The sequence below is a fragment of the Halarcobacter anaerophilus genome, assembly GCF_006459125.1.
GTDB lineage: Bacteria > Campylobacterota > Campylobacteria > Campylobacterales > Arcobacteraceae > Halarcobacter > Halarcobacter anaerophilus.
Genome location: NZ_CP041070.1, coordinates 2,648,123 through 2,662,625, shown reverse-complemented (window position 1 = coordinate 2,662,625; position 14,503 = coordinate 2,648,123). Strand labels below are relative to the sequence as shown.

The window sequence follows — 14,503 nt, the reverse complement described above, 5'->3', positions numbered from 1 at the left end:
TTTTAATCATTAAGAGATATAAAAAATTTAGCACTTTTAGATATAATACCGTATGAAAAAAATATTAGTTATTCTAGATGGTATTGTTGCAAAAAAGTTGATGCAAAGAATTGTTGAAACAAATACGGCAGATAACAGCTATGACGTTGTTTACATGAATGATGCCATTATTCCTGAGCAAAAAGCTTCAAATTGTACTTTTTATAAATTTGATCCTACTTCCGAATCAAAACTCGCAATGGTTTTAGACAAAGACGTACATACCCAAGTTATGATTGCATTAAACTCAAAAGATGAGATGTTAAATGTAATAGAGAATATAAAAAAAAGAAAAAAGAACCTTCCAATGTCTATTTTAGATTATTGGGGAATAAATATGAAAGATCCTTACGTAGATGTTTACAAAGGGATTGAAGTTTTAGCAAACGGTATGATAGAAAGATTACCCAATATCCCTGTAATGGCACAAAATATCGGTTTAAAGCAGGGTGAAATTATGGAAATCAAGATTCCTTTCGGAAGCTCTTATGCTTACAGATATATAGGATCAATAGAACAAAAAGAGTGGAAAATCTTTGGACTTTATAGAGGTGAAAGATTAATTAATATAAAACCTTCTTTGATTTTAAAACCAAATGACGTAATTTTGGTAATAGGAAAACCTTCCGTTTTAATGCAGGTTTACAATGCCATAGGAAAATCTCAAGGACAATTTCCGATGCCTTTTGGTCATAATTTATATCTGTATCTTGATATGTATTTACAAGATGACCAAAGAATTTTAAATGTAATTGATGAAGTTAAATTTTTACATAAAAGATTAAAAAACGGAAAACTTATTATAAGAATAACCAGACCTACGACAGTTGGCATTTTAGAATCAATAAAAGAGAATTTTGCAGGAAATGAGTCTGTCGAGATTAAAATGGATTTCCATAATCTAGGAATGGAAAGATTGCTAAAAAGCGATATAAGAGCCTTTGATATAGGAATGCTTATTTTAACTTCCGAGATGTTTAAAAACAGAAAAAAAATCAGACATATTTTAGATTTAAGAATTCCTGTTTTTAAAATAGGTGAAAAAGCAGTAGGATTAGGAGTCAAAAGAAGTGTTGTGCTGATTAATGACGTAAACTCTTATGAACAAATTTCTCCTGTTGTTTTTGATGTGGCAAGTCAGCTAAAAACAAAAACAAAAATTTTTAATATGGATCCTTTGGGTGAGAATCAAGATAAATCTAATCTTTTAGATCATTTTGAAAACTTAGCAAAAATATTTAATGAAAAAGTTGAAATCGTATCTGAAGATAAAAATCCTATTAGAGAGTTGAAAAAACAGGAAAATATCTTACAAATTTTACCTTTGAAACAAAGTATGTTAAAACCTAGATTATCTTGGAAATTTTTATATACAAACTCAGATTTAATCTCTTTTGATTTAAGTAAATTTAATCAACTATTAATACCAGTTATCGAAGAATAAGGAAAAAAATGAATTTTGAAAAATACCCTTTTGAAAAATTAAATGAATTATTAGAAAATATAGAACCCAATAAAGATTTTGAAGCAAGTGTTTTAACAATCGGCGAACCGAAATTTGAGACACCTGACTTTATTCAAAGACAATTAGCTTCAACAACTTCACTACTTCAAAAATATCCTGCAAGTGCGGGATTGCCTGAACTTAAAGAGGCAATGATAAATTTTGTTGTAAATAGATTTAACGTTCCTTTAAATATGAATCAAATTATTCCTACTTTCGGAACAAGAGAAGTGCTTTTTAATTTTCCGCAATTTGCACTTTTTGATAAAAAAGATCCCGTAATTGCTTTTACGAATCCTTTTTACCAAATATATGAAGGTGCCGCAATAGCAAGCAGGGCAGAAGTTATACATATAAATTTGACAAAAGAGAATAATTTCAAAGCCTTTTTAAGTGATGAAGAACTAAAAAAATGTGATTTAGTGATTTTAAACTATCCTAACAATCCGACTTCTGCTGAAATGACAAAAGAAGAATTGGCAGTTTGGGTTAAAAAAGCTTTAGAATTTGATTTTATTTTAGTAAATGATGAATGTTATTCCGAAATATATTTTGATGAAAAAGATAGACCCTCTTCTTTACTTGAAGCAAGTATCCAAGCAGGAAATGAAAAGTTTAAAAATATACTTGTGATGAACTCAATTTCAAAAAGAAGCAGTGCGCCCGGACTTAGAAGCGGTTTTATAGCAGGAGATGAAGAGATTTTAAAAGAGTATATGAAATATAGAACATATATAGGATGTGCTTCTCCTCTTCCTTTACAAAAAGCCGCAACAGTAGCGTGGAATGAATCGACTCATGTGGAAAAATTTAGAAAAACATATAAAAGAAATTTTGAATTGGCAAAAGAGATTTTAGGAATTAATCCACCTAAAGCAACTTTTTATATCTGGCTTGAAGTAGACGATGAGTTGGAATTTACAAAAAAACTTTATAAAGAGAAGAATATAAAAGTTCTTCCGGGAAGTTTTTTGGGAAGAGAAGGAATGGGAAAAGGTTATGTAAGAATTGCCTTGGTTGAAAATGAGAAAAAAACGCAAGAGGTTTTAAAAAGATTAAAAGGTTTTCTTGATGGATAAAGAGCAACTTCATAATGCAAGAACAAACCCTGATTTTTTAAAATACTTGGAGGAGACAAGAGTTGATGCCATAAATACAAAAAATATAGTAGCACTATATGAAGTTTTAGACTCTTTTTTGATTTTGGATTTAGATGAAGAAAAAATCAATGATATTTATCAAAATATTTTGCAAATATCTTTTGAAAACGTAGAAGAGATTATTGCAAAAAGAAAACTGAAACTTGATACGGATGACTTATATTATATAAGAGCTTTTTACGAACATGCAATAGAAAAGTGGAGTTATGAAAATATACAAGGAGCAAAAGAGCTGATTTTTGTATTATCAAATATTATAGAAGATCAAACTCTTTGTAATGCTTTAAAATCTCATCTAATTGCTCTTTCAAAAAATCTTGATTTGGATACGTTTTACCAAAAAGAGGTTGATTTAAGCAGTTCAAACAGTGATGAAAAATATGGTTATTTTATTACAAACTTTAATTATGATTTGGAAAAATATTTAGAAAACAATATGAATATTTTGGAAAAAGAGTATAAAAATTTAAAACATTTATTGGAAAATTGATGAAAGTACATTTTATTGGAATAGGCGGAATAGGACTCTCTGCCTTAGCTAGATTTTTGAATTATGACGGACACCAAGTAAGCGGTTCGGATATGAAAAGCTCACCTATTACAAAAGAGCTTGAAAAAGAGGGAATTAAAGTATCTTGTCCCCAAGATGCAAAAAATATTTGCGATGATTTTGATTTGGTTATCTATTCTGCTGCGGTTACGGATGAAAATCCTGAACTTATAGAAGCAAGATTAAAGCAAATAAGAACACTCTCAAGAAAAGAGGCATTGCCCATTGTTTTAGGTGATAAGAAAAACTACTGTGTAGCAGGAGCTCACGGAAAATCAACTACAACGGCAATTTTAGCTTCAATCTTACAAAGTTCGGCGTTAATAGGAGCTATATCAAAAGATTTCGGTTCAAATTTTAGATATGTAAATAATCTTCTTAGTTTTGAAGCAGATGAATCGGACGCTTCATTTTTATTATCAAATCCATACTGTTCTATTGTGACAAATGCAGAACCTGAACATATGGAGTATTATCATTATGATTATGATAAGTTTTATGAAGCATATAAAAAGTTTATAGAGTTAGCTTCAAAAAGAGTTTTAAACGGTGAAGATGAACATATAAAAAAACTAGGTATAAAAGAAGCAGAATTTTTATATCCAAGCCATGATATAAAAAATCTTTCATATCTTTTAAAAAAAGGAGAGCCTTGCACAAAATTTGATTTAAAAGATTTAGGCTCTTTTGAGGTTTGGGGATTTGGTTATCATATAGCAGTTGATGCCTCTTTGGCAATATTAGCAGCTTTAAATGAGTTGGATATTGAAACTATTAGAAAAAATCTTTCAAATTATAAAGGAATCAAAAAGAGATTTGATCTTCTTCAAAAAAAGGATAACTTTGCTTTGATAGATGATTATGCCCATCATCCAACGGAAATTGAAGCAACCATGAGATCGGTTGAACTTTACGATAATTTGACAAATATAAATAAAAGAGTCGTAATTTGGCAACCGCACAAATACTCTAGAACCCATGACAACCTTGAAGGGTTTAAAAGATGTTTTAGAAGATGTGACCAACTTGTAATTCTTCCTATTTGGACAATTCCTGGAGAGCAAATTATTGATATAGACTTTGAAAAAGAGTTTGCTTTATATAATCCTATTTTTGCAGACAGCTTAAAAACATCAGAAGGGAAAGTAGAACTTATAAAAGATAAAAAAGTTTTTTACAGTTTTGATGAAGGAATTATTTTAGGTGTCGGAGCAGGAGATATAACTTACCAATTAAGAAAGTAAATTTTAATAAATAACTAATAAATATTATTTTAGTTATTTATTTATTGCCTTTTTTCTACTTTTCTACAAATTTAATAATTTATGTGTTTTTTATGTGATATTTATAACAATAATTTATTATATTTTAACATTTTTATGTTATATTTGTTGATAATAAAGTCAATAAAGGGAAGGGAAAGGCCATGCTAAAAAATTTTAGTACTAAAGCTAAATTAATGCTTGTTCCAATCGTGTATGTTATAATTGTGACAATTGTCGCAATTATATTTTCTTATTATAACAATCTTGTAAAGTTTAGAATTGATGCGGCAACTCAAACTGATGTTTTTATTCAACAAGTTTTGAAAGGAAGAATCTCTGTTTATCAATTTTTGAGAGCTCCTTCAAATGACACTGCAAACGTTGTTATAAAAGATTTTGGAAAATTAGATGAAAATGTTTCATTCTTTAAATCTCAATTAAGTGTAGGAAAGAATGTTCAACTTTGTGAAGAGATCTTAAGCGAATCTTCTAAATATGTTGAATATTTTGATAAATTTTCTCAAAAAAGAATTGAAGAGTATAAAAATGGAATATTAAAAGAGTCTGAGGATTTAAAACCTCTAATTGCCGATATGGCAAAAACAGGAACTGATTTAGAAAATAAATTAAATGAGATAAATAAAAGTGCAATTGAGTTAAGAAATGAAGCTGAAACTACAATGAACTATATTTTAATAGGTATCGTTATTGTTTCAATTATCTTATTTGTTATCTTCTCAATAATTCTTTCTAATATTATTGTTTCATCTATTGAAAAATTTAAAGAAGGATTGTCAGGATTTTTTGCTTATATTAACAGAGAGAGCGAAGATAGCAAACTTTTAGAAGTTGATGGGAAAGATGAGTTTGCTTTAATGGCACAAGCTGTAAATGAGAGCATTGTTAAGACTAAAGAAGGACTTGCAAAAGACAACGAAACGGTAAAAGAAGCATTATCTATCGTGGAAAAAGCAAATCAGGGATATCTTAACGAATTAGTAAAAAGCCAGGCAAGTAATCCTCAGTTAATTCAACTTACAAATGCTTTAAATAGTATGTTAAGCGGTGTAAAATCAAAAGTTGACGAGATAAACAGAGTTCTAAAAGAGTTCAGCAACTACAATTTTACAAGTAAAATTGATAATACGGATGTTCACGGGGATATAGCATCACTTATCAATAGCGTAAACTTCTTAACTGAAGAGATTTCAAAACTGTTAAAACAGTCTTATACTATAGGATTAACTTTAGATCAATCATCTGATCAGTTAATTTCAAATGTAGATACTTTAAATAAAAGTTCAACAGAAGCTGCAGCTTCACTTGAAGAGACGGCAGCTGCATTAGAAGAGATTACAAGTACTATTGTTAATAATGCGGAAAATGTACAGTTAATGAGTGATTATGCAGGTAACGTAAGTTCTTCTGCAAAAACAGGTCAGACACTGGCTCAAAATACATCAAAAGCAATGGAAGATATTACGGATCAGGTTAACTCTATTAGTGAAGCAATTACTGTTATAGATCAAATAGCTTTCCAAACAAATATTCTATCTTTAAATGCAGCCGTAGAAGCGGCAACTGCAGGAGAAGCAGGAAAAGGTTTTGCAGTAGTTGCACAAGAAGTTAGAAATCTAGCTGCAAGAAGTGCGGAAGCTGCAAAAGAGATTAAAAGTTTAGTCGAAAATGCAACAACAAAAGCTGACCAGGGGAAAGATATCAGTACTCAAATGATTAAAGGTTATGATGATTTATTAGTTGATATTACTAAATCTATAGAGAAAATAACTGAAATCACAAATGCGAGTAAAGAGCAAGAACAAGGAATTACTCAAATAAACGATGCAGTTAATCAACTTGATCAACAAACACAACAAAATGCGCAAATTGCAACACAAACACATGATATTGCAATTCAAACTGATTCAATTGCAAAAGAGATAGTTGCGGATGCACAAACAAAAGAGTTTATAGGTAAAGATAGTGTACAAGCAAGAAGCTCTCACGTTAAAAGTGAATCAAGAAGATCAAGAAGCGAAGAAAAACCGAAAAAACAGAGTGCAAAAGCATCTAACGGTGAGATAAAAAGCAATACCGCAGATGATGAAGAATGGGAGAGTTTCTAATTTTAAATAGAAAAATAATTTTTTAAAATTAATACTTCTTTTAGTTGTTAAGTTGTATTTTATACTTTATAAAATACAACTTTTATAAGGAGAAGAGAATGAATCTATTAGTAAGAAGATATATAAAAAAAGAGTCTACCTCCGGAATTTTATTAATCATTGCTACAATATTCGCTCTTCTTCTTAATAACTCTTTTCTCTCAGAATATTACACCTCCGTACTTGAAACACAAATCACTTTTAAAGTAGGGCAGATTTTAGATATAGATAAACCTTTGATTTTGTGGATAAATGACGGATTAATGGCAATATTTTTTCTTTTGATTGGACTTGAAATAAAAAGAGAGCTGATTTTGGGGCATCTTTCAAGTGCAAAAAAGATTGCACTTCCTGCAATAGCTGCAATAGGAGGAATGATTGTTCCTGCTTTAATATTTTTTATTTTCAATTACGGAGATGATTATGCCTTGCAAGGTTGGGCAATTCCTACTGCAACAGATATAGCTTTTGCTTTGGGAATCCTCTCTTTACTTGGAAAAAGAATTTCAAACTCTTTAAAAATATTTTTGATGGCACTTGCAATTTTTGATGATTTGGGAGCTATTTTAATAATAGCATTTTTTTATACTTCTGATTTATCTTTTCATGCAATTATTCTTGCAGGTTTTTGTATATTGATTCTGTTTTTATTAAATAGATTTAAAGTAACTAGACTTGGATATTATTGGATAGTTGGGGCTCTTTTATGGATTTTTGTACTTAAATCGGGAGTTCATGCAACTCTTGCCGGTATTATCGTAGCTTTTTGTATTCCTCTTCATGCAATAAACGAAAAAAGAAAACTGGTTTCTCCCGTAAAACATCTTGAACACCATATTCATTATTGGGTAGCTTTTTATATTCTTCCTCTTTTTGCTTTTGTTAATGCCGGAGTTGATTTAAGTTCTATCTCTTTTGAAAAAGTAGTAAACCCTACAAGTACGGGGATAGTTTTAGGACTCTTTTTAGGAAAACAAATAGGAGTTTTCCTTTTTAGTTTTTTGGCTATAAAATATAAAATAGCAACCTTGCCTAAGTGTTCTTCCTGGGGACAGCTTTACGGGGTATCGGTTTTAACGGGAATTGGCTTTACTATGAGTCTATTTATTGACAGTTTGGCTTTTGAAAACAGTAATATCTTTTTTTACAGCGATAAATTAGCTATTTTGGTAGGCTCTTTTATTTCAGGAATCGCAGGATATTTGATTTTGCGTTTTGTAAAAGTAAAAAGAAGATGTAATATTTAAACGGGTTTTATATACCCGTTTTCAATTTTAATCTCACCTTCTAATTCTAATTGAAAAATTCGGTTTTTATATTTTCTAACGGCTTCTTCATAAGAAGGAAAAGTTTTTAAATAGTTGGACAAATCATCGTTTTTTGTTTTTATCTCTCCAAAGCTGTTTAAAAATTTTTCTAAATTATAAATTAAATGGATTTTACCTTCTTCCAAAAGTTTTTGAGTTCCTAAACTGTCATCTAAATGATGAGGGATAGTATATACTTTTTTGCCCATTTTAAGAGCATAATCTATAGAAGTAAGTGTTCCGCTTTTTTCATCGGCATAAGTTACTATAAGAGTTTGAGCCAAACTTACTACTATCTCGTTTCTTTGTACGAAAGTATAGTTTCTCGGCTTTTGACCGTCTTTATAACTACTTAATGTTAATCCCTCTTTTTCAATAGATTCAATCAATTTTGCATTTATAGCAGGGTATTTTATATCAAGACCATTTGCCATAACGGCGATTGTATTTTTAGGAGTTGCCGCTTTATGGGCAATTGAGTCTGTACCGATTGCTGCACCGCTTACGATAACAATCTCTCTTTTTGCCAGTTCATTAGCAATCTTATGGGTAATTTTTTTTGCATAAGCATTTGGGTGACGGCTTCCTACTATTGCAATTTTTCTTTTTTTTAGAAGTTCCAAATTACCTTTAAAAAAAATATTTTCGGGATATTTTTTCATTGAATTTAACTCTTTTATTCTAAAAGTAGCTGTTTGGGACATCCTTTGCCTTTTATAATTTTAGTAATTATAATAAATAAAATATTAAACTTTATTATAAATTGGTATATAATATACGAAGCTTCAAAATAAAGTCTTTTAAGTTTGAATTAATTTAAGTTGTAATATCTTTTTTTAGTTGATAAATATTATCCTTAATTATAAAGGAGATTTAAAATTGAACAGCAGAATAGAAAACAAAGCCAAATTGTGGCTGCAAACAAAGTTAGAAAAAGCAGGTATAGTTTTAGACGGAGATTCTAAAAGTGATCCCAAAATACACAATCAAAATCTATATTCAAGAGTTATAAGAGAAGGCTCTTTAGGTCTAGGTGAAGCTTATATGGAGGGTTGGTGGGATTGTTGTAGAGTTGATGAAATGATTTGTAAAGTCTTGACTTCAAAATTGGAAGAGGAGGTAAAAGGTAATATCACTTTTCTTAAAAATTGGCTTATTCCAAGACTTGTGAATCTTCAGTCAAAAAGGCGTTCTTTCCAAGTAGGAGAGAAACACTATAACGCAGGAAATGATCTTTATAAAAATATGTTAGATAAAACTATGAGTTACTCTTGCGGATATTGGAAAAATGCTTCTTGTTTATATGAAGCACAAATCGCAAAACTTGATTTGATTTGCAAAAAACTTCAACTCAAACCAAATGAAAGTGTTCTTGAAATAGGTTGCGGCTGGGGAAGTTTTGCAGTATTTGCTTCACAAAACTATAAAGTAAAAGTAAACGGTATAACCGTCTCTTCCGAACAAAAAAAATATATAGATGAAAATTTTAAAGATTTGCCTATAAAAGTCAAATTGATGGATTATAGAAATATACAAGAGAAATACGACAAAGTTGTCTCTATAGGGATGTTTGAACATGTCGGTGAAAAAAATTACAATAAATATTTTCAAACGGCATTTAAAAATATGAAAGATGAAGGAATATTCCTATTGCATACGATTGGAAATGATGTTCCCCAAAAAGGTACTGATCCTTGGATAAACAAATATATTTTTCCAAACGGGCAGATTCCCTCTTTATCTCAGATAAGTAAAGCTTGTGAAAAATATTTTGTAATTGAAGATGTTCATAATTTCGGTATGGATTATGACAAAACTTTAATGTCATGGTTTGAAAATTTCGACAACTCATGGGATAAGATAAAAGATGATTACAATGAGAGATTTTATAGAATGTGGAGTTATTACTTAAAGAGTTGTGCCGGAGCTTTTAGAAGCAGAAGACTTCAACTTTTTCAAATTGTATTAAGAAAAAGGTTAAAGCCTTTAAATGAATATCAATCTTTTAGATAAATATTAAACTATTTTTTTAAAAGAGGTAAATCCTCAAGATAAACTAAATCTAAATCTTTTAATAGATTTTTAGATTTTTTCAAAGTATTGATTGTAGCAGAATGAGGATGGCAAATAGCAATAGCAAAACCGTTTTTTTTGGCGATTGCTATGGCTTTTTTTAATTGGTTTTGAATATATTCAAAGTTCTGCTCATTGTCCAAAAACACATTTCTTGAAATATAGGGCATATTATATTTTTGTGCTGTTTGTTTACCTACGCTTTTACCCGTTGTTCTACTATCTACAAAGATAAAATTATACTTTTTTAAAGCTCTGAAAAGTTTATCCATTGCCTCTTTATTAGAGGTAAATTCACTTCCTGTATGGTTATTTGTAAATTTTGCATTCGGATACCATTTTCTAATTTGAGAAATTCTATTCTCTATTTTTTCATATGAATCTTTTGTATGTAAAGTATTTTTCTCTTCATTTTTAAAATATTTTGCTTCCATAGGCAAGTGAATCATATAAAAAGGCAGATTTTGTGCAATCTTTGCCGAATCATTGTGATGGGGTGTAGGAGGCATAAACGACATAGTCGTAGTAAAACCGATTGATTGAATCTGTTTTACTTGATAACTTGTTGTTACGTCATCTATTATAATAGCAAGTTTAGGTTTTTTTTCTTTTATTGCTAAATTGCTTTTCTCTTCTTTATCTTTTTCTATTTTTTTATCTTTTTTGACATCTTTTACTTGAGGTTCGGTTTGTTCGTCATACTCTTTATAAAAATCTTTTGTATACTCTTCAAATTTATCTTTTTTTATTTGCTCTATTTGTTCAAAATATTTATCGAATTCATCATGGGTGTTTTTTACGTTTTTTTCTATTTTTTCTACAACTTTGGGAATTGTCTGAGTGCTTTTTTTTAGTTTTTGCGTATCAATCATATATATTAAGAATATGATTGCCGATACTAATAAAATTATTATAAGCAATAATATATTTATAAGCTTTTTATTGCCGGTTTGCTTCTTTCTAGATGTTTTTCTTTTGACTGGAGTTTTACGTTTTTTTCTTTTTGTCATGTGTTAAGAGTAGTTTAAAGTAAGGATAAACCTTACTTTAAAAGTTTAAAACCTTAGTTTTTTTCTTGGTTTACAATTTTATTTGAAGCAATCCAAGGCATCATAGCTCTTAGTTTTTCTCCAGTTTGATTTAATAATGTAGCTTTTGCATTTTTTCTTTCTGCATTCATTCTTGGGTATCCAGCTTGACCTTCCAAGATGAAATCTTTAGCAAATTTACCGTTTTGGATCTCTTTTAAGATCTCTTTCATAGCAGCTCTACTTTCATCATTGATAACTCTAGGTCCAGATACATAGTCACCGTATTCAGCAGTATTTGAAATTGAATATCTCATATCTGCAATACCACCTTGGTACATTAAATCAACAATTAGTTTTAATTCATGTAAACATTCAAAATATGCCATTTCAGGAGCATATCCAGCTTCAACTAATGTTTCGAATCCAGCTTGAACTAATGCAGTTGTTCCACCGCAAAGTACAGCTTGCTCACCGAAAAGGTCAGTTTCAGTTTCATCTTTAAATGTAGTTTCGATAATACCTGTTCTTCCTCCACCGATTGCAGAAGCATAAGCTAAAGCCACATCTTTTGTATCACCTGACGGATCTTGGAATACAGCGATTAAATCAGGAATTCCTCCACCTTTAGTAAATTCAGATCTTACAGTATGACCTGGAGCTTTTGGAGCTACCATCATTACATTTATATTTGCTTTTGGAAGAATTCTTCCGTAGTGGATATTAAATCCGTGTCCAAATGCAATATAAGCACCGTCTTTTAAATTATCTTTAATTTCATCTGCGTAAATAGCTGCTTGATTTTCATCAGGTAGTAAAATCATTACTATATCAGCACCTTTTGTAGCTTCAGCAACAGTTTTTACTTCAAAACCTTTTGCTTCTGCTTTAGCCCAAGATGAACCACCTTTTCTTAGACCTACAACCACTTCAACTCCAGAATCTCTTAAGTTTTCAGCGTGAGCATGACCTTGTGATCCAAAACCAATCATTGCAACTTTTTTTGATTTTATTAATTCGATATTACAATCTTTGTCATAGTAAACATTTAATGCCATTGTTGTTCCTCTAGTAAATTTTGGGTGATTATACCTAAAGTAAACTAATTTTTAGATAAGATACCTTTCTAAGAAACGGAAGGAAAAATAGTGCTAAAAAAGCTTTTTACAAAAATAGAATCAAACAAAACAGAGTTTACAGAAGAAGAGATAGAAAAACTTGAGCAGTTCGTAGAAGAGGGCTTTATTATAAAAAATGAAAATTATGAAATAAATAGCAAATATCGTATAGGAGTCGTAAAAGTAGAAAAAAACAGAGCAACTCTTTGTGATCTGCTTAACGAACATAAAAATTTGAATTTAGATATTGAACATTTAAACGGAGCCTATGACGGAGACTTGGTTTTAGCAAAAAGAGTATTTAATCCAAGAAGTAAAATCAAAGCAAAAATCGAAAAAGTTTTTTTAAACGGTAAAACGGGACAGATTCTAATTTATGTAAAAGATAAAAGTTTTTATACGGTAAAAGAGTCTATAAAACTGCAATTTACTCCAAAACAAAAATTGCAAGAGGGAGATATTCTTTTAGTTGACAATAAAAGTTTTGACATAGTAAAAAACTTAGGAAATATAAGCGATACGACAGTTGATGAAGAGATATCTTTGAGTTTATACGATGAAGATTACAGATTAAACTCAAAACTTGAAGTTGATGCCAAAATGGATGATTCAAACAAAAGAGTTGATTTAAGTAAACTGCCTTTTTGTACAATCGATCCAAATAGTGCAAAAGATCATGACGATGCTATATATTTTGACCGGGAAAACTCTATTTTATACGTAGCAATTGCAGATGTCTCTTATTTTGTAAAAGAGGGAAGTGAACTTGATAAATTAGCTTTTAAAAAATCGACTTCTGCATATCTTCCTTCAAAAGTTTTACCTATGCTTCCAAATGAATTAAGTGAAGATATGTGTTCTTTAAAAGAGGGAGTAGACAGATACTCTTATGTTTTTAAAATATATTTGGATTTAAAAAATATTGAAGTAAAAAAATCGGAACTTTTTGAAGCAGTTATAAATTCTCACAGAAAATTCTCTTACGGAAGAATAGATAGAGTGTTAGAAAAAAAATTTGATACTTTTTCACAAAACGAAAAAGAGATTTTTGATTATCTTCTTCCTCTTTATGAAGTTACAAAACAGTATAGAAAAAAGAGATTAAAAAAAGGTTATGATTTTAGAAGCAACGAGTATAAACTAACTTTGAAAAACGGTGAAATTCAGAGTGTTGAGATTGAAACCTCTTCTGCTTCCCATCAACTGATTGAAGAGTGTATGCTTTTAGCAAATATTGAAGCTAGCAAAAAAGTAAACAGCGTAGGAATTTTTAGAATTCATGAAGAGCCGCCTTTTAAAGCGATTTCAAAACTTGTGGATGATGTTAATGCTTTGGGCTTAAAAGTAAAACTTCAAAGTGATGTTCATTCGACTATTACGCATATACAACAAAAAGCAAAATACTCAAGTCTAAGTGAAGAGATTGATGATCTTATAATTCATGCTCAAACACAAGCAAAATATAGCTCTAAAAATTTAGGGCATTTCGGTTTGGGATTTAAATCATATTCACATTTTACAAGTCCTATTAGAAGATATTCGGATTTAGTTCTGCATAGAATTTTAAAAACAAAACAAACTCCTAAAAACATAGAAGACATTTGTGAACATATCTCTAATCAAGAGAGAAAAATAGATCAAATGGTTTGGGATTTTGAAGATAGGAAATATGCAAGATGGGCATTGAAAAATATAAAAAAAGAGGTAAAAGCAAAGATTGTCGATTCTGAAAGAGGAGTATGCGTAACCTACGGAGAGATAGCAGGAGCTAAAATCTATCTTGATAATTATAAAGGACAAATACTATTTAGCAAAATAAAAGTAATTATAAAATCAAGCGACGTAATCTCAAAACAGATAACGGGAAGCGTGAAGTATTAGTGTTTTAAACACTAATTACCGTTTCACCGCTTTTTATCCAGTTGCTTAAAAGCTCTCCCGTATAAAAAAGATCAATATGGCAAGCTTCTAACCCTTCTGCTATTTCCATATTTTCCGCACATTTTAAACAAGCGGTAAATTTTACACCGTCATCAATCATCACTTTTATTTTTTCTTGAATCTCTTTATCTTGAATAATCAATTTTTGACTTGCACCCCAAACTAAAATAGAAACCTCTTTCATCCAACCGTGGATTTTTGCATTATGGGCATATAAAAGTACCATATTCATTGCTGTCTCTTTATTATCTGTAGTCCATAAAATTTTTGCCTCTTTTTGCATAAAGAACTCCTTTTATATTTCTAAAAATTATATCACTGCTAACTTTCAGTTTAATAAATTTTAAAATTTA

Annotated in this window: 12 protein-coding genes; 8 read left to right on the top strand and 4 right to left on the bottom strand. The window is 30.0% G+C overall.

Annotation, left to right across the window (positions count from 1 at the left end):
• Positions 1–52 precede the first annotated feature (52 nt).
• The 6 genes from AANAER_RS13245 to nhaA all read left to right on the top strand — a co-directional run bounded on the left by AANAER_RS13245 (position 53) and on the right by nhaA (position 7,930).
• Positions 53–1,483: a COG3400 family protein gene (locus AANAER_RS13245; protein ID WP_129082024.1), complete on the top strand. Its 1,431-nt coding sequence runs from the start codon at positions 53–55 to the stop codon at positions 1,481–1,483.
• An 8-nt stretch (positions 1,484–1,491) separates the two neighbouring features.
• Positions 1,492–2,622: a succinyldiaminopimelate transaminase gene (locus tag AANAER_RS13240; protein WP_044417087.1), complete on the top strand. Its 1,131-nt coding sequence runs from the start codon at positions 1,492–1,494 to the stop codon at positions 2,620–2,622.
• The gene (locus AANAER_RS13235) at positions 2,615–3,193 is read left to right on the top strand and encodes a hypothetical protein (protein ID WP_129082023.1); all 579 of its coding nucleotides are present in this window, start codon (positions 2,615–2,617) and stop codon (positions 3,191–3,193) included. The genes AANAER_RS13240 and AANAER_RS13235 overlap by 8 nt, the downstream gene beginning before the upstream one ends.
• Positions 3,193–4,497 (top strand): UDP-N-acetylmuramate--L-alanine ligase, encoded by a 1,305-nt coding sequence (gene murC, locus AANAER_RS13230; RefSeq protein WP_044417090.1) that lies wholly within the window; start codon positions 3,193–3,195, stop codon positions 4,495–4,497. The genes AANAER_RS13235 and murC overlap by 1 nt, the downstream gene beginning before the upstream one ends.
• A gap of 182 nt (positions 4,498–4,679) precedes the next feature.
• The gene (locus AANAER_RS13225; RefSeq protein ID WP_044417092.1) at positions 4,680–6,644 is read left to right on the top strand and encodes a methyl-accepting chemotaxis protein; all 1,965 of its coding nucleotides are present in this window, start codon (positions 4,680–4,682) and stop codon (positions 6,642–6,644) included.
• 98 nt (positions 6,645–6,742) lie between these two features.
• Positions 6,743–7,930, top strand: a complete 1,188-nt coding sequence (nhaA, locus tag AANAER_RS13220) for a Na+/H+ antiporter NhaA (RefSeq protein ID WP_044417094.1) — start codon at positions 6,743–6,745, stop codon at positions 7,928–7,930.
• On the opposite strand, the gene AANAER_RS13215 is transcribed toward nhaA, so the two are convergent.
• Complete coding sequence (locus AANAER_RS13215) at positions 7,927–8,694, bottom strand: DNA-processing protein DprA (protein ID WP_129082022.1); 768 nt, start codon at positions 8,692–8,694, stop codon at positions 7,927–7,929. The two genes, nhaA and AANAER_RS13215, sit on opposite strands and share 4 nt — an antisense overlap.
• Before the next feature lie 175 nt (positions 8,695–8,869).
• Here AANAER_RS13215 and cfa point away from each other — a divergent pair, with 175 nt between their 5' ends.
• Positions 8,870–10,003, top strand: a complete 1,134-nt coding sequence (cfa, locus tag AANAER_RS13210) for a cyclopropane fatty acyl phospholipid synthase (RefSeq protein WP_206732544.1) — start codon at positions 8,870–8,872, stop codon at positions 10,001–10,003.
• Positions 10,004–10,011: 8 nt separating this feature from the next.
• Here cfa and AANAER_RS13205 read toward each other — a convergent pair whose 3' ends face one another.
• Complete coding sequence (locus tag AANAER_RS13205; RefSeq protein WP_129082021.1) at positions 10,012–10,935, bottom strand: divergent polysaccharide deacetylase family protein; 924 nt, start codon at positions 10,933–10,935, stop codon at positions 10,012–10,014.
• Positions 10,936–11,126: 191 nt separating this feature from the next.
• Positions 11,127–12,149, bottom strand: coding sequence for a ketol-acid reductoisomerase (gene ilvC, locus AANAER_RS13200; protein WP_129082020.1), 1,023 nt, complete (start codon positions 12,147–12,149; stop codon positions 11,127–11,129).
• Positions 12,150–12,239: 90 nt separating this feature from the next.
• On the opposite strand from ilvC, the gene AANAER_RS13195 reads away from it, so the two are divergent.
• The gene (locus AANAER_RS13195) at positions 12,240–14,090 is read left to right on the top strand and encodes an RNB domain-containing ribonuclease (protein ID WP_129082019.1); all 1,851 of its coding nucleotides are present in this window, start codon (positions 12,240–12,242) and stop codon (positions 14,088–14,090) included.
• Between the two features lie 4 nt (positions 14,091–14,094).
• Here the strand turns inward: AANAER_RS13195 and AANAER_RS13190 are convergent, their stop codons facing one another.
• A complete protein-coding gene (locus tag AANAER_RS13190; protein WP_129082018.1) occupies positions 14,095–14,433 on the bottom strand; it encodes a DsrE family protein in 339 nt (112 codons plus the stop codon).
• Positions 14,434–14,503 lie beyond the last annotated feature (70 nt).